35 protein-coding genes and 1 pseudogene are annotated in these 25,267 nt (G+C 66.2%); 4 read left to right on the plus strand and 32 right to left on the minus strand.

The genetic code is table 11. The annotated features are described in order from the left end of the window. Position 1 precedes the first annotated feature (1 nt). From rpsE to rpsL, 23 genes and pseudogenes are all read right to left on the minus strand, one after another. Positions 2-748, minus strand: coding sequence for a 30S ribosomal protein S5 (rpsE, locus tag EKM57_RS02930; RefSeq protein WP_129790939.1), 747 nt, complete (start codon positions 746-748; stop codon positions 2-4). 3 nt (positions 749-751) lie between these two features. Continuing rightward, positions 752-1,105: a 50S ribosomal protein L18 gene (gene rplR / locus EKM57_RS02935; protein ID WP_129790940.1), complete on the minus strand. Its 354-nt coding sequence runs from the start codon at positions 1,103-1,105 to the stop codon at positions 752-754. Positions 1,106-1,107: 2 nt separating this feature from the next. After that, a complete protein-coding gene (gene rplF, locus EKM57_RS02940) occupies positions 1,108-1,641 on the minus strand; it encodes a 50S ribosomal protein L6 (RefSeq protein WP_129790941.1) in 534 nt (177 codons plus the stop codon). Then, positions 1,641-2,036, minus strand: a complete 396-nt coding sequence (gene rpsH, locus EKM57_RS02945) for a 30S ribosomal protein S8 (RefSeq protein ID WP_129790942.1) — start codon at positions 2,034-2,036, stop codon at positions 1,641-1,643. Before rpsH ends, rplF begins: the two co-directional genes overlap by 1 nt. A gap of 10 nt (positions 2,037-2,046) precedes the next feature. Continuing rightward, the gene (rpsN, locus tag EKM57_RS02950) at positions 2,047-2,352 is read right to left on the minus strand and encodes a 30S ribosomal protein S14 (RefSeq protein WP_129790943.1); all 306 of its coding nucleotides are present in this window, start codon (positions 2,350-2,352) and stop codon (positions 2,047-2,049) included. 39 nt (positions 2,353-2,391) lie between these two features. After that, positions 2,392-2,973: a 50S ribosomal protein L5 gene (gene rplE / locus EKM57_RS02955; protein ID WP_129790944.1), complete on the minus strand. Its 582-nt coding sequence runs from the start codon at positions 2,971-2,973 to the stop codon at positions 2,392-2,394. Continuing rightward, entirely contained in the window at positions 2,966-3,283 is a 318-nt protein-coding gene (gene rplX, locus EKM57_RS02960; protein WP_129790945.1) for a 50S ribosomal protein L24, read from the minus strand. The genes rplE and rplX overlap by 8 nt, the downstream gene beginning before the upstream one ends. Then, positions 3,283-3,651 carry a 50S ribosomal protein L14 gene (gene rplN, locus EKM57_RS02965; protein ID WP_114954646.1) on the minus strand — a complete coding sequence of 123 codons (369 nt, stop codon included), beginning with the start codon at positions 3,649-3,651 and terminating at the stop codon, positions 3,283-3,285. The genes rplX and rplN overlap by 1 nt, the downstream gene beginning before the upstream one ends. A gap of 148 nt (positions 3,652-3,799) precedes the next feature. Beyond that, positions 3,800-4,045, minus strand: a pseudogene (rpsQ, locus tag EKM57_RS02970) (30S ribosomal protein S17); the annotation flags it as partial. 4 nt (positions 4,046-4,049) lie between these two features. Further along, positions 4,050-4,259: a 50S ribosomal protein L29 gene (gene rpmC, locus EKM57_RS02975; protein ID WP_129790947.1), complete on the minus strand. Its 210-nt coding sequence runs from the start codon at positions 4,257-4,259 to the stop codon at positions 4,050-4,052. Position 4,260: 1 nt separating this feature from the next. Continuing rightward, on the minus strand, positions 4,261-4,692 hold the full coding sequence (rplP, locus tag EKM57_RS02980; RefSeq protein WP_129790948.1) for a 50S ribosomal protein L16: 432 nt from the start codon (positions 4,690-4,692) through the stop codon (positions 4,261-4,263). A gap of 22 nt (positions 4,693-4,714) precedes the next feature. After that, positions 4,715-5,410 (minus strand): 30S ribosomal protein S3, encoded by a 696-nt coding sequence (gene rpsC / locus EKM57_RS02985; RefSeq protein ID WP_129790949.1) that lies wholly within the window; start codon positions 5,408-5,410, stop codon positions 4,715-4,717. Positions 5,411-5,413: 3 nt separating this feature from the next. After that, complete coding sequence (rplV, locus tag EKM57_RS02990) at positions 5,414-5,791, minus strand: 50S ribosomal protein L22 (protein WP_129790950.1); 378 nt, start codon at positions 5,789-5,791, stop codon at positions 5,414-5,416. A 3-nt stretch (positions 5,792-5,794) separates the two neighbouring features. Further along, entirely contained in the window at positions 5,795-6,070 is a 276-nt protein-coding gene (rpsS, locus tag EKM57_RS02995; protein ID WP_129790951.1) for a 30S ribosomal protein S19, read from the minus strand. 3 nt (positions 6,071-6,073) lie between these two features. Further along, complete coding sequence (rplB, locus tag EKM57_RS03000) at positions 6,074-6,910, minus strand: 50S ribosomal protein L2 (RefSeq protein WP_129790952.1); 837 nt, start codon at positions 6,908-6,910, stop codon at positions 6,074-6,076. A gap of 10 nt (positions 6,911-6,920) precedes the next feature. After that, positions 6,921-7,241 carry a 50S ribosomal protein L23 gene (locus EKM57_RS03005; protein WP_129790953.1) on the minus strand — a complete coding sequence of 107 codons (321 nt, stop codon included), beginning with the start codon at positions 7,239-7,241 and terminating at the stop codon, positions 6,921-6,923. Beyond that, a complete protein-coding gene (gene rplD, locus EKM57_RS03010) occupies positions 7,234-7,863 on the minus strand; it encodes a 50S ribosomal protein L4 (protein ID WP_129790954.1) in 630 nt (209 codons plus the stop codon). Before rplD ends, EKM57_RS03005 begins: the two co-directional genes overlap by 8 nt. Before the next feature lie 2 nt (positions 7,864-7,865). Next, entirely contained in the window at positions 7,866-8,720 is an 855-nt protein-coding gene (gene rplC, locus EKM57_RS03015) for a 50S ribosomal protein L3 (protein WP_129790955.1), read from the minus strand. A 304-nt stretch (positions 8,721-9,024) separates the two neighbouring features. Next, positions 9,025-9,336 carry a 30S ribosomal protein S10 gene (gene rpsJ / locus EKM57_RS03020; protein ID WP_028969184.1) on the minus strand — a complete coding sequence of 104 codons (312 nt, stop codon included), beginning with the start codon at positions 9,334-9,336 and terminating at the stop codon, positions 9,025-9,027. A gap of 137 nt (positions 9,337-9,473) precedes the next feature. Then, positions 9,474-10,664 carry an elongation factor Tu gene (gene tuf / locus EKM57_RS03025; RefSeq protein WP_129790956.1) on the minus strand — a complete coding sequence of 397 codons (1,191 nt, stop codon included), beginning with the start codon at positions 10,662-10,664 and terminating at the stop codon, positions 9,474-9,476. Between the two features lie 46 nt (positions 10,665-10,710). After that, the gene (gene fusA / locus EKM57_RS03030; protein ID WP_129790957.1) at positions 10,711-12,786 is read right to left on the minus strand and encodes an elongation factor G; all 2,076 of its coding nucleotides are present in this window, start codon (positions 12,784-12,786) and stop codon (positions 10,711-10,713) included. Between the two features lie 46 nt (positions 12,787-12,832). After that, complete coding sequence (rpsG, locus tag EKM57_RS03035) at positions 12,833-13,303, minus strand: 30S ribosomal protein S7 (protein ID WP_129790958.1); 471 nt, start codon at positions 13,301-13,303, stop codon at positions 12,833-12,835. 59 nt (positions 13,304-13,362) lie between these two features. Next, positions 13,363-13,734 (minus strand): 30S ribosomal protein S12, encoded by a 372-nt coding sequence (gene rpsL / locus EKM57_RS03040; protein WP_129790959.1) that lies wholly within the window; start codon positions 13,732-13,734, stop codon positions 13,363-13,365. Positions 13,735-14,203: 469 nt separating this feature from the next. On the opposite strand from rpsL, the gene EKM57_RS03045 reads away from it, so the two are divergent. Next, a complete protein-coding gene (locus EKM57_RS03045; protein ID WP_129790960.1) occupies positions 14,204-14,812 on the plus strand; it encodes a porin family protein in 609 nt (202 codons plus the stop codon). Positions 14,813-14,904: 92 nt separating this feature from the next. On the opposite strand, the gene EKM57_RS03050 is transcribed toward EKM57_RS03045, so the two are convergent. Both EKM57_RS03050 and EKM57_RS03055 read right to left on the minus strand, forming a co-directional pair. Beyond that, positions 14,905-16,605 (minus strand): DEAD/DEAH box helicase, encoded by a 1,701-nt coding sequence (locus tag EKM57_RS03050; protein WP_129791060.1) that lies wholly within the window; start codon positions 16,603-16,605, stop codon positions 14,905-14,907. Positions 16,606-16,779: 174 nt separating this feature from the next. Further along, positions 16,780-17,511 carry a helix-turn-helix domain-containing protein gene (locus EKM57_RS03055; protein ID WP_129790961.1) on the minus strand — a complete coding sequence of 244 codons (732 nt, stop codon included), beginning with the start codon at positions 17,509-17,511 and terminating at the stop codon, positions 16,780-16,782. Between the two features lie 180 nt (positions 17,512-17,691). On the opposite strand from EKM57_RS03055, the gene EKM57_RS03060 reads away from it, so the two are divergent. Then, entirely contained in the window at positions 17,692-18,876 is a 1,185-nt protein-coding gene (locus EKM57_RS03060; RefSeq protein ID WP_129790962.1) for an acyl-CoA dehydrogenase family protein, read from the plus strand. A 368-nt stretch (positions 18,877-19,244) separates the two neighbouring features. On the opposite strand, the gene EKM57_RS03065 is transcribed toward EKM57_RS03060, so the two are convergent. From EKM57_RS03065 to EKM57_RS03080, 4 genes are all read right to left on the minus strand, one after another. Then, positions 19,245-19,778 (minus strand): GNAT family N-acetyltransferase, encoded by a 534-nt coding sequence (locus EKM57_RS03065; protein WP_129790963.1) that lies wholly within the window; start codon positions 19,776-19,778, stop codon positions 19,245-19,247. A gap of 113 nt (positions 19,779-19,891) precedes the next feature. Next, positions 19,892-20,377 carry a hypothetical protein gene (locus EKM57_RS03070; protein WP_129790964.1) on the minus strand — a complete coding sequence of 162 codons (486 nt, stop codon included), beginning with the start codon at positions 20,375-20,377 and terminating at the stop codon, positions 19,892-19,894. Between the two features lie 88 nt (positions 20,378-20,465). Further along, positions 20,466-21,098, minus strand: coding sequence for a retropepsin-like aspartic protease (locus EKM57_RS03075; RefSeq protein ID WP_206185269.1), 633 nt, complete (start codon positions 21,096-21,098; stop codon positions 20,466-20,468). 55 nt (positions 21,099-21,153) lie between these two features. Continuing rightward, a complete protein-coding gene (locus EKM57_RS03080; RefSeq protein ID WP_243450855.1) occupies positions 21,154-21,402 on the minus strand; it encodes a glutaredoxin domain-containing protein in 249 nt (82 codons plus the stop codon). Positions 21,403-21,608: 206 nt separating this feature from the next. On the opposite strand from EKM57_RS03080, the gene EKM57_RS03085 reads away from it, so the two are divergent. Then, positions 21,609-22,859, plus strand: a complete 1,251-nt coding sequence (locus EKM57_RS03085) for a cysteine desulfurase-like protein (protein WP_129790966.1) — start codon at positions 21,609-21,611, stop codon at positions 22,857-22,859. A 33-nt stretch (positions 22,860-22,892) separates the two neighbouring features. Then, on the plus strand, positions 22,893-23,360 hold the full coding sequence (locus EKM57_RS03090) for a GFA family protein (RefSeq protein WP_129790967.1): 468 nt from the start codon (positions 22,893-22,895) through the stop codon (positions 23,358-23,360). A gap of 23 nt (positions 23,361-23,383) precedes the next feature. Here EKM57_RS03090 and EKM57_RS03095 read toward each other — a convergent pair whose 3' ends face one another. From EKM57_RS03095 to EKM57_RS03105, 3 genes are all read right to left on the minus strand, one after another. Then, complete coding sequence (locus tag EKM57_RS03095) at positions 23,384-23,809, minus strand: MAPEG family protein (RefSeq protein WP_129790968.1); 426 nt, start codon at positions 23,807-23,809, stop codon at positions 23,384-23,386. Positions 23,810-24,109: 300 nt separating this feature from the next. Beyond that, positions 24,110-24,511: a cupin domain-containing protein gene (locus EKM57_RS03100; protein WP_129790969.1), complete on the minus strand. Its 402-nt coding sequence runs from the start codon at positions 24,509-24,511 to the stop codon at positions 24,110-24,112. 140 nt (positions 24,512-24,651) lie between these two features. Further along, entirely contained in the window at positions 24,652-25,257 is a 606-nt protein-coding gene (locus EKM57_RS03105) for a DUF4142 domain-containing protein (RefSeq protein ID WP_129790970.1), read from the minus strand. Positions 25,258-25,267: the final 10 nt, after the last annotated feature.

Raw genomic sequence — 25,267 nt, forward strand, 5'->3', positions numbered from 1 at the left:
CTTACTCCGTCACCGCTTCAGCCTGCGCCTCGGCCTCGGCGGCGCTCAGGCCCTCGCGCCGAGCCATCAGGTCGGCGATCTTGCGGCCGCGCCGCTGCGCCACCGACTTGGGACTGGTCTGCTCGCCGAGCGCCTCGAAAGTCGCCCGGATCATGTTGTAGGGGTTGGAGGTGCCGACCGACTTGGTCACGACGTCGGCCACACCCAGGCTCTCGAACACGGCGCGCATCGGACCGCCGGCGATGATGCCGGTGCCCTGCGGGGCAGAGCGGACATAGACGCGCCCGGCGCCGAAATGGCCCATCCCGTCATGGTGCAGCGTGCGGCCTTCGCGAAGAGGCACTCGGACCATCGCCTTCTTGGCGGCGGCGGTCGCCTTGGAGATTGCCTCGGGCACCTCGCGCGCCTTGCCGTGGCCGAAGCCGGCCCGGCCCTTGCCGTCGCCGACCACCACCAGAGCGGCGAAGCCGAAGCGCTTGCCGCCCTTCACGGTCTTCGACACGCGGTTGATGTGAACGAGCTTCTCGATCAGCTCCTCGCCGCCATCATCGTCACGACCGGGACCGCCACGGCGATCGTCGCGCCGGCCGCCACCGCGGCCACGTCCGCCGTCGCGTCCGCCCCTGCCGCCACGCCCGCCACGCTCGCGGCGCGGTTCCTGGGCCGGAGCGGCCTCGGCCGCCGGGGCTTCCGTCGGCGCGTTCGACTGCTCGGCAGCCGCCGGGGTCTGGTTGTTCTCGTCAGCCATCACTTAAAACTCCAATCCGCCCTCGCGCGCGGCGTCGGCGAGAGCCTTCACGCGCCCGTGGAACAGGAAACCGCCGCGATCGAAGACGACCCGGGTCACGCCGGCCGCCTTGGCGCGCTCGGCGATCCGCTTGCCGACTTCCTGGGCCGAGGCGATGGTCGCGCCGGTCTTCGTCCGGGCTTCCTTTTCGAGGGTCGAGGCCGCGGCGACGGTGCGGCCCGCCGCATCGTCGATGACCTGGACATAGATATGCCGGCCGGAACGGTGAACCGACAGGCGCGGACGATCGCCGGCACGGCGGCGCAGCGACGTGCGGACGCGCTGGCGCCGCGTGTCGAAGGTGTTGAATCTCGCCATGGCTATTTCTTCTTGCCTTCTTTGCGGAAGATATACTCGCCGCGATACTTGATGCCCTTGCCCTTGTAGGGCTCCGGCTTGCGCCAGCGCCGGATCTCGGCCGCGAGCTGCCCGACCTTCTGACGGTCGCTGCCCGAAATCTCGACCGTGGTCTGGTCCGGCGTCTTCACCTCGAGCCCTTCCGGCACCGCGATGTTGACGTCGTGGCTGTAGCCGAGCTGCAGGCGCAGATTGCGGCCCTGAGCGGCGGCGCGATAGCCGACACCGGTGATCTCGAGAACCTTGGTGAAGCCTTCGGTGACGCCCGTCACCAGGTTCTGCACCAGCGTACGGTGCATGCCCCAGAAGGAGCGGGCCCGCTTGGTCTCGTTGGCCGGCTTCACGACGATGCGGCCATCTTCGATGCCGTAGCTGATATCATCGAGCATCGGCATGGCCAGGGTCCCCTTGGGGCCCTTGACCGACAGCGTCGACCCTTCGATCGTCGCGGTGACGTTGTCCGGCAGCGTGACCGGCACTTTTCCGATACGGCTCATCAGAACACCTCCGCCAGCACTTCGCCGCCGACATTCTGGGTGCGCGCTTCGGCATCGGACAGGACGCCCTTCGGCGTCGAGACGATGGTGATGCCCAGGCCGTTGCGGACCCGCGGCAGCTCCTGGGCGCCCGAATAGACGCGCCGGCCGGGCTTCGAGATGCGCGACAGATGCTGGATCGCCGGCTGGCCTTCGAAATATTTCAGTTCGATACGCAGGCCGCGATGCTGGCCCAACGCCTCTTCGCGATAGCCACGAATGTAGCCTTCACGCTGGAGAACGTCGAGCACGCGGGCGCGCAGCTTGGACGCGGGGCTGACCACGCTGTCCTTGCGCGCCTGCTGGCCGTTGCGGATGCGGGTGAGCATGTCACCCAAAGGATCGGTCATCGGCATGATCTAACCTTTACCAGCTCGACTTGGTGAGGCCCGGAATCAGGCCCTTGTTGCCCAGTTCGCGCAGCATGATGCGCGACAGCCGGAACTTGCGATAGAAGCCGCGCGAACGGCCGGTCAGCTCGCAACGATTGCGGACCCGGGTGGGATTCGCATTGCGCGGCAGCTCGGCCATCTTGAGACGCGCGATCAGGCGCTCGGTGTCGTCCTTCGACTCGTCGTTCGCGATCGCCTTGAGCTTCGCATATTGGCCGGCATACTTCTTGACCAGCTTCCTGCGACGCTCGTTCTTGTTGATGGAACTCAGTTTCGCCATGACTTAAGTTCTCTTCCTTCTCTCATGAGCAAAGGGCCCTCAGGCCGCCTGCTTCTGATCCTGCTCGACCGGGAACGGGAAGTTGAAGAGGCGCAGCAGCTCGCGCGCTTCCTCATCCGTGTTCGCGGTAGTGGTGACGATGATGTCCATCCCCCGCACCTTCTCGATGCGGTCATAGTTGATCTCGGGGAAGACGATCTGCTCTCTCAAGCCCATCGCATAATTGCCGCGGCCGTCGAACGAGCGCGGGTTGAGGCCGCGAAAATCGCGAACACGCGGCAGCGCGATGGTGACGAGGCGGTCGAGGAACTCGTACATCCGCTCACGGCGCAAGGTGACCTTGACGCCGATCGGCATGCCTTCGCGCAGCTTGAACTGGGCGATCGACTTCTTCGCCTTGGTGATGACCGGCTTCTGGCCCGCGATCATCTCCATCTCGGCCGCGGCCGTCTCGACCTTCTTCTTGTCCTGGGTCGCCTCGCCAACGCCCATGTTGAGGACGATCTTGTCGAGACGCGGCACTTCGAGGCGGTTCTTGTAGCCGAACCGTTCGATCATCGCCGGGACGATACGCTCGTCATAGTCGCGCTTCAGGCGCGGCGTGTATTTGGCTTCAGCCATTGATCAGCTCCCCGGACCGCGCCGCGACGCGGACCTTCTTTCCATCGCGCTCCTCGAAGCGCACGCGAGTCGGCTTGCCCGTCTTGGGGTCCTCGATCGCCACCTTGGAGACGTGCAGCGGCGCCTCGCGCCGCTCGATGCCGCCCTGCGGATTGGTCTGGGTCGGCTTGCGGTGACGCGCCGCGACATTGACGCCGGACACGACTACCTTGCCCGCTTTGGGCATCGACCGCAGCACCTCACCGTGCTTGCCCTTGTCCTTGCCGGACAGGACGACGACCTTGTCGCCCTTCTTGATCTTGACGGCCATTACAGCACCTCCGGCGCGAGGCTGATGATCTTCATATGCTTCTTCGCGCGCAGCTCGCGGACGACCGGCCCGAAGATGCGGGTTCCGATCGGCTCCTGGTTGTTGTTGACCAGCACGGCGGCGTTCGAGTCGAACCGGATCGTCGATCCGTCCGGCCGGTGGATGTCCTTCGCGGTCCGGACGATCACCGCCTTGTGCACGTCGCCCTTCTTGACGCGCCCGCGCGGCGCGGCCTCCTTGACCGAGACGACGATAATATCGCCCACGCCGGCGAAGCGGCGCTTGGAGCCGCCCAGCACCTTGATGCACTGGACGCGCTTCGCGCCGCTATTGTCGGCGACGTCGAGATTGGACTGCATCTGGATCATCGATCCATTTCCTTCTTCACTTCAACCGGAACGGGTCCGGCGATCAGCTAAATCCTCAGGCTTCCGCCGGCTCGTTCGCGGCCTCGGCTTCCGCCTTGGCCTTGCGTCCCTTCGCCTTGGCTTCTGCCTTCTCCTCCGCCTTCGCATCGGCGGCCGCAACGTCGGCCCGGCTGAGGACCCGCCAGGTCTTCAGCTTCGAGATCGGCGCGCATTCCTCGATGCGGACGAGCTGGCCTTCCTTGAACTCGTTGGCCTGGTCGTGGGCGTGATACTTCTTCGACCGCTTGATGATCTTGCCGTAGAGCGGGTGCTTCACCCGCCGCTCGACACGCACCACGACGGTCTTGTCGGTCTTGTCGGACACCACGGTGCCGGTCAGGACGCGCTTGGGCATTTCTCTACTCCTTCGCCGCGGCGGCGCGGGCGCGCTCATTCTGAAGCGTGCGAATGCGGGCGATGGTGCGGCGCACCTCGCGCACCCGCGACGGCTTCTCGATCTGGTTGGTCGCGGCCTGGAAGCGCAGGTTGAACTGCTCGCGCTTCAGCTCCGCGAGCTGCTCGACCAACTGGTCGTCGGTCTGGGTCCTGAGTTCGTCAGTCTGGGCCATGTCAGGCATCCTCAAGCAGCGACTCGCCAAGGCGCGCGATCACCTTGGTCTTGATCGGAAGTTTCTCGGCCGCCCGCTCGAAGGCGGTTTTGGCGAGCGGGCCGGGAATGCCGTCCAGCTCGAACAGGATGCGGCCCGGCTTCACGCGGCAGACCCAATATTCGGGACTGCCCTTGCCCGATCCCATGCGGACCTCGGCCGGCTTCGAGGAGACCGGGACGTCCGGGAAGATCCGGATCCACAAGCGCCCCTGGCGCTTGATGTGGCGCGTGATCGCGCGGCGGGCCGCCTCGATCTGGCGCGCGGTGATCCGCTCCGGCTCCATCGCCTTGAGGCCATAAGCGCCGAAGTTCAGCGCAGTGCCGCCCTTGGCGTCGCCATGGATGCGGCCCTTGTGGGCCTTGCGGAACTTGGTGCGTTTGGGTTGAAGCATTGTTCTTTATCCCGAAAAAGGCTCAGCGGGCCGGACGGACGCCGGAGGTTTGAGCCTCCATCATCAGCCGGTCCTGGGCGAGCGGATCGTGGCCGAGGATCTCGCCCTTGAAGATCCACACCTTGACGCCGCACACGCCATAGGCGGTCTTGGCGGTCGCTTCGGCGTAATCGACGTTGCCGCGAAGGGTGTGCAACGGCACGCGGCCCTCGCGATACCATTCCGTCCGCGCAATCTCGGCGCCGCCGAGACGGCCCGAGCAGGTAATGCGGATGCCCTCGGCGCCGAGGCGCAGCGCCGATTGGACGGCGCGCTTCATCGCGCGGCGGAACGCGACACGGCGCTCGAGCTGGTCGGCGACGCCTTGGGCGACGAGCCGCGAGTCGATCTCCGGCTTGCGGATCTCGACGATGTTGAGGCTCACGTCCGACGAAGTCATCGCGCCGAGCTGCTTGCGCAGCTTCTCGATATCGGCACCCTTCTTGCCGATGATCACGCCGGGACGCGCGGCATAGATGGACACGCGGCACAGCTTGGCCGGCCGCTCGATCACCACCTTGGAGATGGCAGCCTGCGGCAGCGCATCCATGATGAAGCGGCGGATCCTCAGATCCTCGAGCAGCAGCCGCCCATAATCGTCGCCTTCGGCGAACCAGCGGCTGTCCCAGGTCCGGTTGATCTGCAGCCTGAGGCCGATCGGAGAGGATTTCTGACCCATGCTTTACGCTTCCTGCTGCTCGCGGACGACGATGCGCACGCGGCTGAACGGTTTGACGATGCGGCTGGCACGGCCGCGTGCACGCGGGTTCCAGCGCTTCATCGACAGGCTCTTGCCGACGCTGGCCTCCGCGACGACGAGGCTGTCGACGTCGAGATTGTGATTGTTCTCGGCATTGGCGACCGCCGAGGCGAGCACCTTCTTCACGTCACGCGCCATCGCCTTGGGCGAGAAAGCAAGGATGCTGATCGCTTCCTCGACCTTCTTGCCCCGGATCAGGCCGGCGACGAGATTGAGCTTCTGCGCCGATCCGCGGATCTGCGTGCCGACCGCGAGCGCCTCGTTCTCGGCGACCCGGCGGGGAGCCTTCTGCTTGCCCATGGCTTACCTCTTGCCCTTGCGGTCGGCGGCATGGCCCGGAAAGAAGCGGGTCGGCGCGAACTCGCCGAGCTTCATTCCGACCATGTCCTCGTTCACCGACACGGGAACGAACTTGCGGCCGTTATAGACGTTGAACGTCAGCCCGACGAACTGCGGCAGGATGGTGGAGCGGCGCGACCAGGTCTTGATCGGGGCGCGGCCACCGGCCTCCTGCGCCGCCTCTGCCTTCTTCAGCAGCGACAGCTCGACGAACGGACCTTTCCAGACGGAGCGGGCCATGTCCTACCTCTTCTTCTTCGCGTGACGCGAACGGATGATCATCTTGTCCGTCGCCTTGTTCTTGCGGGTGCGGGCACCCTTGGTCGGCTTGCCCCAGGGGGTGACCGGGTGACGGCCGCCCGAGGTGCGGCCTTCGCCGCCGCCGTGCGGGTGGTCCACCGGGTTCTTGGCGACGCCGCGGGTCAGCGGGCGCCGGCCCATCCAGCGGCTCCGGCCGGCCTTGGCGAAATTCTGGTTCTGGTTGTCCGGGTTCGAAACCGCTCCAACCGTCCCCATGCAGTCCGCCCGGATGTACCGTTGCTCGCCCGAGTTCAGGCGGACGATCACCATGCCGCGGTCCCGGCCAACGACCTGGACGTAAGTCCCGGCCGAGCGGGCGATCTGGCCGCCCTTGCCCGGCTTCATCTCGACATTGTGAACGATGGTGCCGACCGGCATCTGGCCCAGCTCCATCGCATTGCCCGGCTTCACGTCGACCTTGCGGCCGGCGATCACGGTATCGCCAGCGGCAAGCCGCTGCGGCGCGAGAATGTAGGCGAGCTCGCCGTCCTGATACTTCACCAGCGCAATGAAGGCGGTGCGGTTCGGGTCGTATTCGAGCCGCTCCACCGTTGCGGGCACGTCCCACTTGCGACGCCTGAAGTCGACATAGCGGTACTTCTGCTTGTGGCCGCCGGCGATGCCGCGCGACGTCACATGGCCCTTGTTGTTGCGGCCGCCCGTCTTGCGCTTGCCTTCGGTCAGCGCCTTGACCGGCTTCCCCTTCCAGAGCGCCGATTTGTCGACCAGGATCAGGCCGCGCTGCGACGGTGTGGTCGGATTATATTGCTTGAGTGCCATCGCTCTCGCCTCAGATACCGGTGGTGATGTCGATCGACTGGCCCTCGGCCAGCGTCACGACCGCCTTCTTGACGTCCGAGCGCACATAGGGTCGACCGCGCCAGCGCTTGGTCTTGCCTTTGGCCGTGATCGTGTTGACGCCGGTGACGTCCACTCCGAACAGAGCCTCGACCGCCGCCTTGATCTGCGGCTTGGTCGCCTTGGGCGCGACCTTGAACACGACCGCATTATGCTCGGACAGCAGAGTCGACTTCTCGGTGATGTGCGGGCTCAGGATGACATCGTAATGGCTGATGTCGACCGCGCCTTCAGGCTTCTTCGCCTTAGCCATTGAACCGGGCCTCCAGCTTCTCGACCGCGGCGCGGGTCAGCACCAAAGTCTCGTGATTGAGGATGTCGTAGACGTTTGCGCCGATCGCCGGCAGCAGGTTGACCTCGCGAAGGTTGGCCGAAGCGTGGGCGAAGCCGACGTTGATCGCGTCACCGTCGATCACCAGGGCGGTCTTGCCGAGGCCGAGCTTGCCGAGCTGCGCCTTCAGCGCCGCCGTTTTGGCTTCGTCCAGGTCCAGGCTGTCGAGGACGACGAGATTGCCGTCCTTCGCCTTGGCCGACAGCGCCATCCTGAGGCCGAGCGCGCGAACCTTCTTGTTCAGCGAAGGATTGAAGTCGCGGACGCGCGGGCCGTGCGCCTTGCCGCCGCCGATGAAGATCGGTGCGCGGCGATCGCCGTGACGGGCGGTGCCGCCGCCCTTCTGCCGGCCGAACTTCTTGCCCGTGCGTGCGACATCGCTGCGCTCGCGAGCGGCGCGGGCCGTGCCGCGGCGCTTCTCGAGCTGCCAGGTGACCACGCGGTGCAGGATGTCGGCGCGGGGCTCGACACCGAACACCGCGTCGTCGAGCTCGATGTCGCCGCCCTTGGCCTTGGCGTCGAGGCTCTGGACCTTGACCTTCATGATTAGCCTTCCTTGCTCTCGTCGGCGGCCGGGGCTTCACCGCCCTCGACGCCCTGGTCAGCCTGCGCGTCGGACTCGGCCACGCCGGCGGCCACCTCCTCGGCACCCGGCAGCGCCGGAATCTCGTGCACCGCGGCTTCCTCGACCATGCCGGCCGGAACATCCTCGGCGGGCGCCGACTTGGCGGACTTCAGGCCGGCGGGAAAGGGAACGCCTTCCGGAGCGGCGATCTTCACCGCATCCTTGACCAGCAGCCAGCTTCCCTTGTGGCCCGGCACCGAGCCGCGCACGAAAATGAGGCCGCGCTCCACGTCGGTCCGGACGATCTCGAGGTTCTGCTGCGTGCGATTGCGCGCGCCCATATGGCCGGCCATCTTCTTGTTCTTGAAGACGCGGCCGGGATCCTGACGCTGACCGGTCGACCCGTGCGAACGGTGCGAGACGGAAACACCGTGCGTGGCGCGAAGCCCCTTGAAGCCCCACCGCTTCATCGCTCCGGCAAAGCCCTTGCCCTGGGTGACGCCTTGAACGTCCACCATCTGGCCGGCGACGAAATGGTCGGCGGACAGCTCGGCTCCGATGTCGAGCAAAGCATCCTCGTCGACGCGGAACTCGACGACCTTCGCCTTCGGCTCGACCTCGGCCTTGCCGAAATGGCCGCGCTCCGGCTTCGAAAGATTCTTCGCCTTGGCCGAGCCGGCGCCCAGCTGGACGGCGACATAGCCGTCACGCTCGGTCTCGCGCCGGCCGACGACCTGGACATTGTCGAGCTCCAGCACGGTGACCGGCACGTGGCGGCCATCGTCCTGGAACAAGCGGGTCATCCCGACCTTCTTAGCGATCACGCCAGTGCGCATGATCAAAACTCCTGTGACAGAGGCCCCGCGGGACCATCCCGGGGGGCGTGTTCGAGCCCGAAAAAACGATGCGTGCCCCGCCTGGGCTCATGCTCCGCCCGAAAGGCGGAACGGCGGGGACGCAGACCAGGAGAAGAGTCTCCTGCGGTATCCTCCGTATCCCGTCATGCCGGTTCGGCCCGGCATCCCGACGGCCTCGGAGGCCGCAGGGACCCCAGCCTTCGCCGGGGTGACGAAGAGGAGGACGGCCGGAGCCTGCCTCCTCGAGATCCCGGCCTTCGCCGGGACTAAAGGCAAACCGGCCTCAGGCCAGTTTGATCTCCACGTCGACGCCCGCGGCGAGGTCGAGCTTCATCAGCGCGTCGACCGTCTGCGGCGTCGGCTGCACGATGTCGAGCAGCCTCTTGTAGGTGCGTACCTCGAACTGCTCGCGCGACTTCTTGTCGACGTGCGGCGAGCGGTTCACGGTGAACTTCTCGATACGCGTCGGCAGCGGAATGGGACCGCGAATGAGCGCGCCCGTCCGACGGGCGGTGTCGGCGATGTCGCCGGTCGCCTGGTCGAGCACCCGATGATCGAACGCCTTCAGGCGAATGCGGATATTCTGCGTTTCCATTCCAACTACCGATGCGAAAGAGCCGGCCCAAAAATGGGCAACCGGGCCTCTCCGGGACCTGAGACCCCGGATTGGCCATTAATCAACCAAAAGGCTAGCCGCCCGAATCTCTCGACCCGGGCGGCTGACGTCCTATATTACTTCGTGATCTCGGCGACAACCCCTGCGCCAACAGTCCGGCCGCCTTCGCGGATCGCGAAGCGCAGACCCTGGTCCATGGCGATCGGGGCAATCAGCTTGACACCCAGATTCACGTTGTCGCCGGGCATGACCATCTCAGTGCCTTCCGGCAGCTCCACTTCGCCCGTCACGTCGGTCGTGCGGAAGTAGAACTGCGGCCGGTAGTTGGCGAAGAACGGCGTGTGACGGCCGCCTTCGTCCTTCGAGAGGACATAGACCTCGGCCTTGAAGTCGGTGTGCGGCGTGATCGAGCCCGGCTTCGCCAGGACCTGACCGCGCTCGACCTCTTCACGGCCGACGCCGCGCAGCAGCGCACCGATATTGTCGCCCGCCTGGCCCTGATCCAGGAGCTTGCGGAACATTTCGACGCCGGTGACGACCGTCTTCTGGGTGTCGCGGATGCCGACGATCTCGACTTCCTCGCCAACCTTGACGATGCCGGTCTCGACACGGCCGGTGACGACGGTGCCGCGGCCGGAGATCGAGAAGACGTCTTCGATCGGCATCAGGAACGGCCGGTCGAGCGGACGCTCCGGCTGCGGAATGTAATCGTCGACGGCCTTCATGAGCTCGAGGATGGCGTCATGGCCGATCTTCGCGTCGCTGTCCTCGAGCGCGGCGAGCGCCGAACCCTTGACGATCGGGATGTCGTCGCCCGGGAAGTCGTAGGACGAGAGCAGCTCGCGGATCTCCAGCTCGACGAGCTCGAGCAGCTCCTCGTCGTCGACCTGGTCGACCTTGTTCATGAACACCACCAGCGCCGGAACGCCGACCTGGCGGGCGAGGAGGATATGCTCGCGGGTCTGCGGCATCGGGCCATCGGCGGCCGACACGACCAGGATCGCACCGTCCATCTGGGCGGCGCCGGTGATCATGTTCTTCACATAGTCGGCGTGGCCCGGACAATCGACGTGCGCATAGTGGCGCTGCTCGGTCTCATACTCGACGTGAGCGGTCGAGATGGTGATGCCGCGCTCGCGCTCCTCGGGAGCCTTGTCGATATTGGCATAGCTCGTGTAGGTCGCGCCGCCGGTCTCGGCGAGGACCTTGGTAATCGCCGCGGTCAGCGACGTCTTGCCGTGGTCGACGTGACCGATGGTGCCGATGTTGCAGTGCGGCTTCGTCCGCTCAAACTTAGCTTTCGCCATTTCCCTAACCCTCGTCTTTAAAGTTCACTCTCGTTCAGGCAGCCGCTCAGGCGAGCTTCGCCTTGACTTCTTCCGCGACGTTCGCCGGCACCTCGTCATAGTGCGAGAACTGCATCGTGTACTGAGCGCGGCCCTGAGAGAAGGACCGGAGCTCATTAACGTAGCCGAACATATTGGCAAGCGGGACCATCGCCTCGACCACCTGGGCGTTGCCACGGCTGTCGGTGCCCTGGATCTGCCCGCGGCGGCTGTTCAGGTCGCCGATGACATCGCCCAGATAGTCTTCCGGCGTCACCACCTCAACCTTCATGATCGGCTCGAGCAGCTTGATGCCGGCCTTCTGGGCGGCTTCGCGCATCGCGCCGCGGCCGGTGATCTCGAAAGCGAGAGCCGAGGAGTCGACGTCGTGATACTTGCCGTCGAGCAGGCGGATCTCAAAATCGATGATCGGGAAGCCGATCAGTGACCCGGTCTCGGCGGTCTCGCGCATGCCCTTCTCGACGGAAGGGATATACTCACGCGGAATGTTGCCGCCCTTGACCTCGTCGATGAAGGTGATTCCGGACCCGCGCTCGCCCGGCTTCAGCGCCACCTTCACCTCACCGAACTGGCCGGAACCGCCCGACTGCTTCTTGTGGGTGTAGACGACCTCGACCGGACGGGCGAGCGACTCGCGATAGGCAACCTGCGGCGCGCCGACATTGGCATCGACCTTGAACTCGCGCTTCATGCGGTCGACGAGAATTTCGAGGTGGAGCTCGCCCATTCCCTTGATGATGGTCTGGCCGCTTTCCGCGTCGGAGGCGACGCGGAAGCTCGGATCCTCGGCGGCCAGGCGCGACAAGGCAATGCCCATCTTCTCCTGGTCGGCCTTCGTCTTGGGCTCTACGGCGACCTCGATGACCGGATCCGGGAACTCCATGCGCTCCAGGATGATCGGCGCGTTCGGCGCGCAGAGCGTGTCGCCGGTCGTCGTGTCCTTCAGCCCGACCAGAGCGACGATGTCGCCCGCATAGGCCTCCTTGATGTCCTCGCGGTCGTTCGCATGCATCAACAGCATGCGGCCGACCTTTTCCTTCTTGTCCTTGACGGAGTTCATCACCGTCGAGGCGCTCTCGAGCTTGCCCGAATAGATGCGGGCGAAAGTCAGGGTGCCAACGAACGGGTCGGTCATGATCTTGAAGGCCAGCGCCGCGAAGGGCGCATTGTCGTCTGCCGGGCGCGTGTCCTCGGTCTCGCCGTCCATCTTGATGCCCTTGATGGCGGGGACGTCGAGCGGGCTCGGCAGATAATCGATGACCGCGTCCAGCATCGGCTGCACGCCCTTGTTCTTGAAGGCCGAGCCGGTCAGCACCGGCACGAACGAGAAGTTCAGCGTGCCCTTCCGGATCAGCTTCTTCAGAGTCGCGACGTCGGGCTCGTTGCCCTCGAGATAGGACTCCATGACGGCCTCGTCCTGCTCGACGGCCATCTCGATCAGCTCCATGCGGGCCGCCTCGGCGGCGTCCTTCATGTCGTCGGGAATGTCGCGAATTTCGAACTTGGCGCCGAGGCTCTCCTCGAGCCAGACGATGGCGTTGTTATTGACCAGGTCGACGACGCCGACGAAATCGGATTCGAGACCGATCGGCAGCTGCATCACCATCGGCCGGGCACCGAGGCGATCCTTGATCATGGTAACGCAGCGGTCGAAATTGGCGCCCATGCGGTCGAGCTTGTTGACGAAGCACATCCGCGGGACCTTGTACTTGTCGGCCTGGCGCCAGACGGTCTCCGACTGGGGCTCCACGCCGGCAACGCCGTCGAACACGGCGACGGCGCCGTCGAGCACGCGCAAGGAGCGCTCGACCTCGATGGTGAAGTCGACGTGGCCCGGCGTGTCGATGATGTTGACGCGGTGGTCGTTCCAGAAGCAGGTCGTCGCGGCCGACGTGATCGTGATGCCGCGCTCCTGCTCCTGCTCCATCCAGTCCATCGTGGCGGTGCCCTCATGGACTTCGCCGATCTTGTAGGACTTGCCGGTATAATAAAGGATACGCTCGGTCGTCGTCGTCTTGCCCGCATCGATGTGGGCCATGATGCCGATATTGCGGTAGCGTTCGAGCGGATGGCTGCGGGCCATGACTATTTCCTATTTTAACCCCGGACGTCGCCGGAGCGATTCGTGATTACCAGCGGTAGTGCGAGAAGGCGCGGTTGGCCTCGGCCATGCGGTGCGTGTCCTCGCGCTTCTTGACCGCGTTGCCGCGATTGCTCGAGGCATCCAGCAGCTCGCCGGACAGGCGCGCGGCCATCGTCTTCTCCGAGCGCGCGCGGGCGGCCGAGATCAGCCAGCGGATGGCGAGCGCCTGGGCGCGCTCCGGACGAACCTCCACCGGGACCTGGTAGGTCGCGCCGCCGACTCGGCGAGAGCGGACCTCGATGCCCGGCTTCACATTGTTGAGCGCGTCATGGAACACGCCGAGCGGATCCTTCTTGGCACGGTTCTCGACGGTGTCGAGTGCGCCGTAGACAATTCCCTCCGCGACGGACTTCTTGCCATCGAGCATGACGCTGTTCATGAACTTGGACAGCACGACGTCCCCGAACTTCGGATCGGGCAGGATCTCGCGCTTCTCTGGGCGGCGGCGACGGGACATTCTTCGATTCCTTTCTCTTCAGCCTGATCCGGAACCGGTCCGGGGCTTACTCGCGCGGGTTACTTGGGACGCTTGGCGCCATATTTGGAGCGGCTCTGCCGACGGTCCTTGACGCCCTGGGTGTCGAGCACGCCGCGAAGGACGTGGTAGCGAACGCCGGGCAGGTCGCGAACGCGCCCGCCACGGATCAGGACGACGCTATGCTCCTGTAGATTGTGGCCTTCGCCGGGGATGTAGCTGATCACCTCGCGCTGGTTGGTGAGACGCACCTTGGCGACCTTGCGAAGCGCCGAATTCGGCTTCTTCGGGGTGGTGGTGTACACGCGCGTGCAGACGCCCCGCTTCTGGGGATTCTGCTCCATCGCGGGAACCTTGGATTTCGCCTTCTGGGGCGCCCGACCCTTGCGGATCAGCTGGTTGATCGTCGGCATGAAGCCCTTCACTTCCTTCAAGTTACTCTACTGCGACGCCAGAATGCGCAAAGGACCCGGCGGCCTTATCGGCCCCCCAGGCCTTTGCATACGCGCAGCAGTGTTCAGCTCATTTGCGCCCGTCACGGGACAGCGTCTGGCTTGCGAGCCACCACCAGCCCCGGGCGCCGCGGCCTATAACCGCCGAGCCTATGTGGGTCAACGGGGGAAAGTTGCAAGGGGGCGGGCGAGGCGAATTGGGAGCCACCCAACAGGGCTCACGAATTTTGCCGAGAGCGGCGCCGGCAGGTCATGCAGTATCCCTCCCCGACCCTCTGGCTATGGCTTCCCCGGACCCTCGAAACAAGTCTTCCTACCGTTTCGGTTTCGACAACACCGCGTTGACCATCGAGCGCCTCCCACACCGGATCAACGACCCCAGATCGATCCCGTCGACCCCAGTTTCGGGGCATGAACGGAGATTGAAAGAATGAAGAAGATCGTGATTTCGGCCTTGCTCGCCGCCACCGCGATGGTGCCCGCCGCCGCTTCGGCGGAGCCGTTCAACGGTCCCTATGTCGGCGCCCAGGCAGGGTGGGTGCAAAACGACGTGGAAGACGTTATTGGCGGCCCCGCCGGCGCATCGATCGACGACCGCCGGGACGCTTATACCGGCGGCGTCTTTGCGGGATATGACTATCGCGCCAACGACCGGGTCGTGATCGGCGCCGAAGCCGGCTTCAACCTGTCCGGTGACGACGAGCTGAGATCGTCCACGGCCAATGGCTTCGTCGAGGTCGATCCGCGCCATTCGTTCGACCTGACCGCGCGCGCCGGTTATCTCGTAACCCCCCGCACCCTGGTCTATGCGCGAGGCGGGTATGAGAATGTCCGCGCCCGCCTGCGGGTCGAGGATGGCGCCCAGCCAGCCCTACGCGACAGCGACAATCTGGACGGGTGGCTGGCCGGCGGCGGCGTCGAGCATGCGCTTGCCGAAAATGTCTCGGCCCGGCTGGAATATCGCTATAGCGACCTCGGCTCCAGCGGCGCCGACTTCAGCCGGCACCAGGTGCTCGCAGGCGTCGCCTACCGCTTCTGAGCATGGGCGGTGGGGAGAGGCCAAAGCCTCTCCCCACCGTTTCTTTCGACCCACTCCCCTTCCATTCCCATCACGTATGAGCGCGCCGCCGATTATCGCGGCCGAGCGGGCCTCGCCCGGTAAGGCTTCGCCTTGTGCCGTGCGGGCGGCGGACCCGCGCGCCGGGCCTGCCTGGCCGCCTCGCGCGGCGTGCCCTGCACGGCTTCGATGGCGATCGCGCCCTCCCCTTCGCGGTCGGTCTGTGCCGTGCGCTTCACGGCAGTCGCGAAGCGCCCGGCGGCGGCGCGCGGAACCTCGAACAGGGTTTCGTTCGCGGCGATCCGGATCGCCCCGATCTCGCTGCGCGTGATGTGGCCCCGCCGGCAGAGCAGCGGAAGTAGCCAGCGCGGGTCGGCATTGTGGCGGCGGCCGACATCCATGCGAAACCACACGGTGTCCTCGAAGCCGGGGCGCGGACCGTCCTGCCGGGGCGAAGACCCTGCACCCTGGTCGAGCAACTCCTCGGGCGCCGGCATGCGCGCGCGATGGGCCCGCACGAGCGCGGCGGCAATATCCTCGGCGCTCCGCTCGGCAAGAAGCCGCGCCGCGAGCGTGCGGTCCTCATCGTCGACCTCGACCGGCTCCAGCAAGGTGGCGAGCAGGCGTTCGCGATCGCCGCGGCGAATGTCCTCCGGGGTCGGCGCCTTGATCCATTCCGCCGCGATACGGGCGCCGCGTAGCATCGACTCGACCCGCTTGCGCCGCGGATAAGGCACGATCAGGATGGCCGTACCCTTCCTTCCGGCGCGGCCGGTCCGGCCGGAGCGATGCTGAAGCGTCTCGGCGTCGCGCGGCAACTCCACATGGACCACCAGCGACAGGTTCGGCAGATCGAGCCCGCGCGCCGCCACATCGGTGGCGACGCAGACCCTGGCCCGGCGGTCGCGAAGCGCCTGCATCGCCTGATTCCGCTCGGCCTGGCTATGCTCGCCGGACAAGGCGACGGCCTGGAAACCGCGCTCGATCAGGCTTGCATGAAGGTAGCGGACATTGTCCCGGGTCGCGCAGAACAGCATCGCCGTCTCCGCTTCATGGAGGCGAAGCAGGTTCACCACGGCATGCTCTACATCGGCCGGAGCGACGGCCAGGGCCTGATAGCTGATGTCGCCATGGCCGCGATCCTCGCCGGCCGTCGAAACGCGCAAGGCGTCGCGCTGATACCGCTTGGCGAGCGCGACGATAGGTTTCGGCACCGTCGCCGAGAACATTAGCGTGCGGCGCGTGTCGGGTGTGGCGTCGAGTATTTCCTCAAGGTCTTCGCGAAAGCCCATGTCGAGCATCTCGTCGGCCTCATCGAGGACGGCGACTCGCAGTTGGCCGAGGTCGAGCGCCCCCCGCTCCAGATGGTCGCGGAGCCGCCCCGGCGTCCCGACGACGATGTGGGCGCCGGAAGCGAGGTTGCGCCTTTCCTTGGACGCATCCATCCCGCCGACGCAGGTGGCGACCCGCGCGCCCGCCTTGGCGTAGAGCCACATCAGCTCGCGGCTGACCTGGAGCGCGAGCTCGCGCGTCGGCGCGATCACCAGTGCCGCCGGCGTTCGCGGCGGCGGCAGCCCTCCCTCGGCGCCGGTAAGCTGCGGCGCCATGGCGAGTCCGAAGGCAACGGTCTTTCCCGAGCCGGTCTGCGCGGAAACGAGGAGGTCCCGCCCCTCTGCCTCCGGCTCGAGCACCGCGGCCTGAACGGGAGTCGGCTCGGAATAGCCGCGCTCGGCAAGCGCTTCGGCAAGAAATGGCGGGAGGCGTTCGAAGGTCATGGTCATGCGCCCGCAGAGCCGCCCGAGCGGCGGCAGTCAATCCATTGAAGACGGCAATCCGCTCCTTTGTTCCCAAATCTCCTGTTTGGCGGTCCGGGAACGCCCGGGGGTCTTCCGATCCGGGCCAGCGCACGAGGGATCGATCGGCGCAGCCGCGGTGAGCTGCGCTACAGCCTACGGCTCTTGCCGGACCGGCTCGCCCGCGACGGCCCTTGTCGCAGCATGGCTTCTGGCAAAGGGACTGAGGCCGAGCCACTCCTGCATGGAGGCGGCGAGCGCTGGATCGCCGGTCAGCAGCAGCCGGCGGTCGGCCAGGGCCTGGCGGACCGTGTCGGCGCCCATCCAGATCGCCGTCATCGTCCTCAGGTCCGTGGCGACATAGAGATCGACGTCGAACCCCGGATCCACCAGGCACAGGTCGGCGGCGCCGTCGGCGTCGATCAGCAGCCACCAGCAGCGCTCCCCCGGCGCCTGCTCGGCATAGCGGAACTGGATCACGCCACGCTCCCGCCCCATTGCCTCGACCCGCAGATTTCGGCGCATGTCCCACATAAGCAGCGAGGCATCGAGCCGCTCGAGCGACAGCTCGGATCGGACCCAGCGCTGACCCCAATGGCCGAAGCCCTCGACGAGCGGGCCGAGATCGAGCCCCGCTTCGGTCAGTCCATATTCGATGAGGCCTGGATCGGTGCGCGACGGCCTCCGGCGAACGATCCCGGCCGCCTCCAGCGCCTTGAGCCGTTGCGAGAGCAGGGCCGGGGACATTCGCGGCACGCCGCGGCGCAGCTCGTTGAAGCGGGCTGAACCGGCGAGCAGTTCGCGCAGGATCAGTATCGTCCAGCGCGTGCAGAGTATCTCGGCCGCCATCGCGACGGGACAGAACTGGCTGTAGCTGCGCTCGACCATGGCCGTCCTCCGCCTGCCCGATTCTACTCCTCGACTCGGCGGCAAGCCAGTTCAGTTTCCGTACCAGCGCGATTCAGTTGCTGAACTAGCCGTGCGGCCGAGGCGACCGCATGATGGCCAAGGCGGGGCGATCGAGTCGGCGGCGCCTTTGCGTGACCGCCGCAACAGAGGATCGAACAAATGGCAACAAGCAGCAGTCCGGCGATGGCGAGGCCGGAGGAAAGCCGGAGCAATGGCGCACCCCAAGCGGGCGACTGGCTCGATCGGGCGGGCCGGGTGGCCGCGGCGGCCACCGCCGAAGCGGAGGCGCATGACGAGGAGGACAGATTCGTCGCCGAGAATTACCGCCGGCTGAAGACCGAAGGCCTGTTCAAGGCTCTGGTGCCGGCCGAGCTCGGCGGCGGCGGCGCAGGATATGCCGAGGTTGCGCGGTGCATCCGGCGGATCGGCGCAGGCTGCGGATCGACCGCTTTGGCCTTCGCCATGCACAGTCACCTCGTTGCGGTGGCGGCTTGGCGGTGGCGGCACCAGAACGCGCCCACCGAGGGATTGCTGAAGCGGGTCGCCGTCGAGGATCTGGTGCTGGTCTCCAGCGGCGGATCGGATTGGCTACCGAGCGGCGGCACCGCGATGAAGTCGGACGGGGGCTTCAGGGTCACGGCGCGCAAGCCCTTCTCGAGCGGCTGCCCGGCCGGCGACCTGCTCGTCACCAGCGCCGTCCACGACGATCCCGAGGCCGGCGCGACCGTACTCCACTTCGCGGTGCCGCTGAACGCGCCGGGCGTGCGGATCGTCGAAACCTGGCGGGCGATGGGCATGCGCGGCACCGGATCGCACGACATAGTGCTCGAGGACGTTTTCGTGCCCGATGCCGCCATCTCCGGGAGGCGGCCCCAGGGCCGGTGGCATCCCTTGTTCCACGCGATCAGCATGATCGCTTTTCCCCTGATCTACGCAGCCTATGTCGGCGTTGCGGAAGGTGCGCGGGCGCGTGCGATCGCGATGGCGCGCGGCCGCCTTGGCGACCCCCATTTGCCCTATCTTGTCGGCGAGATGGAGAATGCGTTCGCGCTCGCCGAAATGGCGCTGGAGCGGATGACGGCGCAGGCCGAGAGCGCCACCCCCGGCCCCGAGGCGACCGGAATCGCCATGACCTGCCGGGCGCTTACCGAAAGAGGCGCCATCGGAGCGGTGGAGAAGGCGATGGAGGTGGCGGGCGGCGCGGGCTTCTACCGCGCGCTGGGGATCGAGCGCGCGTATCGCGACGTGCAAGGCGCGCGTTATCATCCGCTCCAGGCGAAGCCGCAGTTTCTCTATAATGGGCGGCTGGCCCTGGGATGGGATATTGACGGCCCAGCGGCTTGAATGCGGGCCGCTGCAAGGGGAACACGCAGATGCCCTCCAAATTCAAAGCCCGCCCCGTGGCATGGAGCGTGACGGTTGCCTTCATGGCAATGATTGGCGGCAGCGGGCCTCTGCTCTTCGCCACCGAAGCAAGGACATCAGGACGCAATGTCGCCTCGCCCGGGACGTTTCCCCACGTCATTCTCGCGTCCGCTCGAAGCGGAGCGAGATTCCGTGAAGGCCCGCGGGCGAATCCCGTCGAGCCGGGAAGTTCGCGAGCCGGCGAATTATCGTCAACGCCATCGAGCTCCTAGGCGAGGGTTAGGCGAGCCCCTCGCATCGCCTCGTTGCACGCCGAGCAGAATATCCTGGCACGGGATCGCCCCGCATCAGCAGCGGCTGCGCCATTGCTCGCGTGTCTGGGCCCATATGTCCACCGGATCGGATTCGAACGGTGGCGGCAACGCCCCGGGACCGCGATTGGTGGAGCCCAGGCGGCGGGCGACCGCTATCGATCCGGCGTTTGCGGGATCGATGCTGTGGATCACCTCGTCCCAGCCGAGCACGTCGAATGCCCAGTCGATGGTTCGGGCGGCACCTTCAGTCGCATAGCCCTTGCCCCAGGCCGAGCGGACGAGGCCCCAGCCGACCTCGGTGCCGGGCCAGCCCTCCGGTTGCCAGGGCCCGAGCCTTCCGACCCACTGGCCGGTGGACTTCTCGACGACCGAGAACATGCCGAATCCTTTCAATGCCCAGGATCCAGCCACCGCCGCCAGTCCGCGCCAGGCGGTCGAACGGGGAACCGCGCCGCCGATGAAACGCGCGCACTCCTCGTCCGCCATCAGCTCGGCCCAACCGTCGAGATCGGCTTCCAGTGGCGGACGAAGCAACAGGCGTTCGGTTTCGATTGTCGGTCCGAGCATGAATTCCTCCGCACGAATCTGCCGTTGCGCGCATGGCTATTCGATCCGGCCCCACGCAGCCAGCCGCCGGCGTCAACATATGGACGACGTCGAAGGAGAGAAGGGGCGCGGCTTCAGATTCCCGGCCTGCAGGATCTTCCCTCATATTCATGCCGGTCGAGCGCATATTCGCTTCCGTTCCAGCGCAGGACGGGAAAGCAGAACCCCGGACCGCCAACCTCGATGTCCGGCCAGTTGTCGGAGCCACGCGTCTCCAGGAACCGAGGAATTCCCTGGCCGCCGGCGACCCGCTTCCACCGACCGTCGGCCTGCTGGCTTACCAGTGTGTAGCCGAGACCCGTCATGCCATAGCAAAAGGTACTCCCTTCGGTGACGACGGCCTCCGCCCGCCCATCGCCGTTGAGGTCGCGGATCGTTTCGATGGATCCGGGCGCATAGCTCGGCGTGCCGGGATCGCCGCAGGCACTCCACTGTCCTGCCTGGCGCGCAAATCCTGCTGCTTCGAAGATTGCGGCGGCTTCGACACTTCCCGGATCGGGCTCGGCCGCCAGAGGAGCGGCGATCAGGAGAGTGAGGAGAAACGGGCGCGACGAATGCATGGGCACCTCCCCGCTGGTGCATCCCGCATTTGTACCGCAGCCGGGAAGCGATGGAAAGCTTGCCGAGCCCGGCCGCACCGGACGGGGGCTACTTCGGTTCGGAGCCGTTTGCCGAGTCCGTCATATTGCCGGCGTCGACCGCTTCCTCGCCCCTGCAGCGCTGGGGCGGAACCGGCGCAGGATCCTCGTCCGCTTCGATGAGGTAGAGGATCGAGCGGGGAACGTCGATGACGGCACGATGCTCGCTCAGCACGTCCTGGCCGATGATTCCGGAGATCTGCCCGCCCGACATCGGCCCGAGAACGCTGACGATGTGCGACAGGTCGGCAAGGACGATCCGGCTTTGTCGGATCGGGACCCCGGCGATGGCCATCGATTCTATCCGCACCTGGCGGGCCTCGCCACCGCCGCCGATCCCGATCGCTCCGCCCGGCGTGGCAAGGTCGGTCGAGATGTCGAACTCGCGAGCGAAGGGCGCATGCAGCACCGAGACGTTGGCGCCCGTATCCACGACGAAAGTGGCGTTGCGCCCGTTCAAGGCGAGGTCGACGAGCTGGTGACCGGTCGTCACCTCGCTGAGCTCTACTCCGGTGAAGCCGAGCAGGCACAAGGCATGGTCGACCGTCCCCGCTTCCTCCGGCCGATATTCGATCGCCGGCGCGCTGGGCACGCGGTCGCAGCCGGCGGCGAGCAAGGCGAGGGCGGCGAGGCGGAGACGCATCAAGACCGAATGTCGCGCAACGCGGGTGGTTCCGCAACCGTCCGGAGCATTTGCTTCAGCGGTCGGCGAGATAACGCTCCAATTCCTCGCACCCTCCGACACACGAGCCATCGATGAAGACGATCGGCGTCGTCTCGACCTGCTGCTCGGCCTTGAACGCGTCGACTTCCTCCCGCGACCTGAGTATCCGGTCGTCGACCTCGAAGCCATTTTCCTCGAGCAGCTGACGGGCACGGACTCCGAAGGGACAAATGTGGTCGGGCAGGACCATGCGATAGAGCGTCGCGCTTGCGTTTGCGGCCATGATATTCCTCCTTGCATCGTCACGATGCGAGCGACGGGTGGCCATAAGCGCAGGACGCGCCGGGACGTTCCATCCGTTCGTTCGGCCATGGCGCGGGCACGGTGATGCAAGTCACCGGGAACAGTGTCAGGCCGCGGCCGTCCGAGCGCTTGTCCCCGCTCAACGCGGCGGGCAGAACGGGCGACCACGCAAAAGCCGGAGGCCCCATGAATTTTCCAATCGATCAGGTACGCGAGGAATTCCCGGCGCTCGCGGTGCGAGATGGAAACGAACCCCGGATCTATTTCGATGCTCCGGGCGGCACCCAGGCGTGCCGGCGGGCCATCATGGGAATGGCCGGGCATCTCGAGCGCGGCACGGCCAATGCGGGCGGCGCCTTCACCACCTCCACCGAGACGGACGCGATGAGCTCCGCGGCGCACGCGGCAGCCGCCGATCTGCTCGGCGGCGATCCGGGGGAAATTGCATTCGGACCGAACATGACTTCGCTGACGCTCGCCGTCTCCCGCTCGCTGGCGCGGGACTGGCAGGCGGGCGACGAGATCGTCCTGTCCCGGCTGGACCACGACGCCAACGTATGGCCGTGGGCGATGGCCGCCGCGGATCGCGGCGTCGCGGTGCGCTGGCTGGACTTCGATCCGGAGACGGTAAGGCTCGATCTCGATGCCCTTCCCGGGCTGATCGGGCGGCGGACCCGCCTGGTGGCCGTCGGCGGCGCGAGCAACGCGCTCGGCACGCTCAACGACGTGGCCGAGATCGCTCGTATCGTGCGCGCGGGGTCGGACGCTCTTCTGTTCGTCGATGCGGTTCAATCGGTGCCGCATGTTGCGACCGATGTTCGCGCGCTCGGCTGCGACCTGCTCGTCTGCTCACCGTACAAATCTTTCGGGCCCCATCTGGGTGTGCTGTGGGGCCGGGCGGAGCTGATGGCGGGTCTCACCGCTTACAAGGTGCGGCCGGCTTCGACTGAGCCGCCGGCCGTGCGATTCGAGACCGGGACACCGAGCTTCGAGGCACAAGCGGGTCTCATCGGGACGATCGACTATCTGGAATGGCTCGGGCGTACGCTGTCGGACAAGCCGCCGCTGGGGCGGCGCGCGGCGCTGATCGCTGCCATGGACGCCTGCGTCGCTTACGAGTGGGGGCTTGGCGAGCGGCTGCTGGAAGGCCTGAGCGAGGTCGGCGCGAAGCTCTACGGGCCGGGCGGAATGGACGGCCGGGTGCCGACCTTTGGCTTCACCATGGAAGGGCATCGGCCCGACGCGGTGGCCGAGACGCTGGCGCGCCACCGGATCAACGCTTGGTCCGGACACTTCTATGCCGTCGAGCCAGTGAAACGGCTAAGGCTGTGGGATAGTGGCGGCCTCGTTCGGGTCGGCCTGTGTCACTACTCGACGATGGCCGAGGTGGAACGGTTGATCGAGGTGTTGGGAGACATTGCGGAGCGGCGGAACTGACGATCGCGAATGTGGAAAGGATCAGGAGGCCATATGAGGAGCGGACGATCGGGCGAGGGAGGCTGCCGTTGCGGCCTGGTGCGGATCCGCGTCACCGCGCCGCCTTTGCTCACCATGGCATGCCACTGCACCGGGTGCCAGCGAATGAGCGCGAGCGCCTTTTCGCTCAGCGCGGCTATCCCGAGCGAGGGCTTCTCGGTGACGCAAGGAGAACCGGTGATCGGCGGCCTGCGCGGCCCGACCCGGCACTACTTTTGCCCCTCCTGCATGAGTTGGATGTTCACCCGGCCGGAGGGTCTCGACATGTTCGTCAACCTGCGCCCCACGATGCTCGACGCTGCCGGCTGGTTCAGCCCGTTCATTGAAACGTTCACGAGCGAGAAACTCCCCTGGGCGACCACTCCGGCCGTCCACAGCTACGACACCTTCCCCCCGTTCGAGGCCTATGAGGCGCTCGTGGAGGAGTATCGGGCCGGATCCGGCGCGCTTGCGTTCGAATGATCGGGCGCGCGCTCGCGTGGAGGTCAGCCGCTCAGGATGTTGACGGCGAAGCCGATCCACATTGCCGCAAGAACCACGCATGAGGCGAAAAAAACGAAGAAGCGGGGCTGCACCTGCTTCGGAACGATATGGATCCAGCTGTGGGCCGCGCGCAGGACGACGTAGATCCAGGCGAGCACGACCTGCACCGGACCGGCTTGCGCTGTGACCAGCAGCAGCGGCACCAGTGCGAAGTAGAGGACCGGCATCTCGAACAGGTTGCGCAGATTGTTCGCCGGCATCTCGACCGGCTCGAAATAGCGCATCGCCGCCGCGCCTGTGGCGAAATCCTCCGGCCGGGGCGGGTTGCGGCGGATATGGCCGATCCGCTGGACGTAGAGGACGGTCCAGACGGCGAAGATCAAGATGACCAGCGCGAAAGTCGGCCAGAGAATGGCTGTAGCGACCATCTATATCCCCTCCCTGCCGGAATCGCGGCGCTGTTATTGCGTGAGCGGAAACGGAGGGCAAGGCGGGTCGCGGTTATCGCGCGCGCGCCTTTCCGGCCGCCTGGCGGGTGGCGTTCCCCCCGCCGCCCACCCACGCGGAGGCGCAGGGATCACAAGCTTCGAAGCCGTCTTGGCAGGCCTCTCCCCAAAAGCCGCCGCAGAGCCAGCGGTCCACTTTCCGGCCCTGCGCTTCTTGCGCGAAAATGGGCCGGCAGGCGAAGCAGGGCCGGGCTGCTCCGCCGCCTCTCCCGATGAACGACCTTATTCCGTCGTTTCGCCGTCCCAATGGTCGTTGTCGTGGTCGCGCTCCGCCTGTTCCTTGGTCGTGTGAACGACGCCGTCGCGATGCTCCGGCGGAGCATAGAGCGTGTAGAGCCTGAGCGGCGCGTCGCCTGTATTGACGACGTTGTGGCGGGCGCCCGCCGGCACGATCACGGCGAAGTCGTCCTCGACCTTGTTGGCGACCCCGTCGATTCGGATTTCACCCTCGCCTTCCTCGATCCGGAAGAACTGGTCGCGGTCCTCGTGAACCTCCTCCCCGATGTCGCAGCCCGGCGGCAAGGTCATCAGCACCAGCTGGAGGTTCTTCCCCGTGTAGAGCACACGCCTGAAATCCTCGTTCTGGACGGTCGCCCGCTCGATATTGTCGCAATATCCCTTCATCGATCTTCCTCCTTCACGCCCGCTGAACGAGCCGGTTTCGGGTGCGTTCCGATCTCATACCGGTGCCCCCGGCAAACGGCCAGGACGCGGACCGGTCGGGATCGGTCCACGCCCTGAGCGGCAGCCGTAGTCGACCCGTGTCAGGAAACTGTGACGACGAGCTCCCGCGCCCGGTTCAAGTGCTGACGGATCGGGTCCGCGACCGTCGACGCGTGGCCGCGAAGAGGCTCGACGTCACCGTTCACCGAATAATCGGTGACCAGTCCCAGCGCCTGCTCGTGCGCCCTGATCTGCTGCTGCAGATATTCGCGGTCGAACGTTTCCGCCGACGCGGAGCGTAGCGCCTGAAGATTCGCCTGCTGCTCGGCCGTCATCGTGGGCGATGCGGCGATCGGCGGCTGGGCACGGCCGGCGGCCGCCGTCAGCTCCTGAGTCGACCGTTCATGATCGGTGATGATCATCTGCGCCAGCGAGCGTATGTCGGCATTCTGCGTCTTCTCCAGCGCCAGTCGCGCCGATTCGATCTCGTAGAGATCGCTGCCGCCGGCCAGTTCCACATATTGCTGGCCGCTGCTCGCGGTGAGCGCAGGGGCGGCTTGGTTGGCCATGGCGTTCGCTCCCGGCGCCACCTCGTTGCCCATAGCGTTGCTCGTATCCACGGCTTGACCCATATTGTCGTTGCCGCCCGCTTCGCCGCAGGCTGCCAAAGCGAAGCTCGCCGCTGCCGTCATCAATAGTCGCTTCATCGTTCGTCTC

Origin of the sequence: Sphingosinicella sp. CPCC 101087, assembly GCF_004151485.1 — a bacterium.
GTDB lineage: Bacteria > Pseudomonadota > Alphaproteobacteria > Sphingomonadales > Sphingomonadaceae > Allosphingosinicella.

Coding starts and splice junctions, on each gene's coding strand:
- rplX (WP_129790945.1), bottom strand. CDS start 3,283: ATGGCCGTCAAGATCAAGAAGGGCGACAAGGTCGTCGTCCTGTCCGGC.
- rpsJ (WP_028969184.1), bottom strand. CDS start 9,336: ATGGAAACGCAGAATATCCGCATTCGCCTGAAGGCGTTCGATCATCGG.
- EKM57_RS03055 (WP_129790961.1), bottom strand. CDS start 17,511: ATGGTCGAGCGCAGCTACAGCCAGTTCTGTCCCGTCGCGATGGCGGCC.
- rpsN (WP_129790943.1), bottom strand. CDS start 2,352: ATGGCGAAACTGAGTTCCATCAACAAGAACGAGCGTCGCAGGAAGCTG.
- rplC (WP_129790955.1), bottom strand. CDS start 8,720: ATGCGCACTGGCGTGATCGCTAAGAAGGTCGGGATGACCCGCTTGTTC.
- EKM57_RS03050 (WP_129791060.1), bottom strand. CDS start 16,605: ATGACCTTCGAACGCCTCCCGCCATTTCTTGCCGAAGCGCTTGCCGAG.
- rplE (WP_129790944.1), bottom strand. CDS start 2,973: ATGGCTGAAGCCAAATACACGCCGCGCCTGAAGCGCGACTATGACGAG.
- rplD (WP_129790954.1), bottom strand. CDS start 7,863: ATGAAGGTCAAGGTCCAGAGCCTCGACGCCAAGGCCAAGGGCGGCGAC.
- rplN (WP_114954646.1), bottom strand. CDS start 3,651: ATGATCCAGATGCAGTCCAATCTCGACGTCGCCGACAATAGCGGCGCG.
- rpsH (WP_129790942.1), bottom strand. CDS start 2,036: ATGCCGATGACCGATCCTTTGGGTGACATGCTCACCCGCATCCGCAAC.
- rplR (WP_129790940.1), bottom strand. CDS start 1,105: ATGGCGAGATTCAACACCTTCGACACGCGGCGCCAGCGCGTCCGCACG.
- EKM57_RS03065 (WP_129790963.1), bottom strand. CDS start 19,778: ATGCTCGGACCGACAATCGAAACCGAACGCCTGTTGCTTCGTCCGCCA.
- rpsL (WP_129790959.1), bottom strand. CDS start 13,734: ATGCCGACGATCAACCAGCTGATCCGCAAGGGTCGGGCGCCCCAGAAG.
- rpmC (WP_129790947.1), bottom strand. CDS start 4,259: ATGGCCCAGACTGACGAACTCAGGACCCAGACCGACGACCAGTTGGTC.
- rpsS (WP_129790951.1), bottom strand. CDS start 6,070: ATGGCCCGCTCCGTCTGGAAAGGTCCGTTCGTCGAGCTGTCGCTGCTG.
- rplB (WP_129790952.1), bottom strand. CDS start 6,910: ATGGCACTCAAGCAATATAATCCGACCACACCGTCGCAGCGCGGCCTG.
- EKM57_RS03080 (WP_243450855.1), bottom strand. CDS start 21,402: ATGGCCGCAAACGCAAGCGCGACGCTCTATCGCATGGTCCTGCCCGAC.
- rpsG (WP_129790958.1), bottom strand. CDS start 13,303: ATGTCCCGTCGCCGCCGCCCAGAGAAGCGCGAGATCCTGCCCGATCCG.
- rpsC (WP_129790949.1), bottom strand. CDS start 5,410: ATGGGTCAGAAATCCTCTCCGATCGGCCTCAGGCTGCAGATCAACCGG.
- EKM57_RS03005 (WP_129790953.1), bottom strand. CDS start 7,241: ATGGCTAAGGCGAAGAAGCCTGAAGGCGCGGTCGACATCAGCCATTAC.
- fusA (WP_129790957.1), bottom strand. CDS start 12,786: ATGGCCCGCAGCCATCCGCTCGAACGCTACCGCAATATCGGCATCATG.
- rpsE (WP_129790939.1), bottom strand. CDS start 748: ATGGCTGACGAGAACAACCAGACCCCGGCGGCTGCCGAGCAGTCGAAC.
- EKM57_RS03105 (WP_129790970.1), bottom strand. CDS start 25,257: ATGAAGCGACTATTGATGACGGCAGCGGCGAGCTTCGCTTTGGCAGCC.
- tuf (WP_129790956.1), bottom strand. CDS start 10,664: ATGGCGAAAGCTAAGTTTGAGCGGACGAAGCCGCACTGCAACATCGGC.
- EKM57_RS03085 (WP_129790966.1), top strand. CDS start 21,609: ATGAATTTTCCAATCGATCAGGTACGCGAGGAATTCCCGGCGCTCGCG.
- EKM57_RS03095 (WP_129790968.1), bottom strand. CDS start 23,809: ATGGTCGCTACAGCCATTCTCTGGCCGACTTTCGCGCTGGTCATCTTG.
- EKM57_RS03090 (WP_129790967.1), top strand. CDS start 22,893: ATGAGGAGCGGACGATCGGGCGAGGGAGGCTGCCGTTGCGGCCTGGTG.
- rplF (WP_129790941.1), bottom strand. CDS start 1,641: ATGAGCCGTATCGGAAAAGTGCCGGTCACGCTGCCGGACAACGTCACC.
- EKM57_RS03070 (WP_129790964.1), bottom strand. CDS start 20,377: ATGCATTCGTCGCGCCCGTTTCTCCTCACTCTCCTGATCGCCGCTCCT.
- EKM57_RS03045 (WP_129790960.1), top strand. CDS start 14,204: ATGAAGAAGATCGTGATTTCGGCCTTGCTCGCCGCCACCGCGATGGTG.
- EKM57_RS03060 (WP_129790962.1), top strand. CDS start 17,692: ATGGCAACAAGCAGCAGTCCGGCGATGGCGAGGCCGGAGGAAAGCCGG.
- EKM57_RS03075 (WP_206185269.1), bottom strand. CDS start 21,098: ATGCGTCTCCGCCTCGCCGCCCTCGCCTTGCTCGCCGCCGGCTGCGAC.
- rplV (WP_129790950.1), bottom strand. CDS start 5,791: ATGGGCAAGCAGAAGGCTCCCCGCCGGGTCGCCGAGAACGAGGCGCTC.
- rplP (WP_129790948.1), bottom strand. CDS start 4,692: ATGCTTCAACCCAAACGCACCAAGTTCCGCAAGGCCCACAAGGGCCGC.
- EKM57_RS03100 (WP_129790969.1), bottom strand. CDS start 24,511: ATGAAGGGATATTGCGACAATATCGAGCGGGCGACCGTCCAGAACGAG.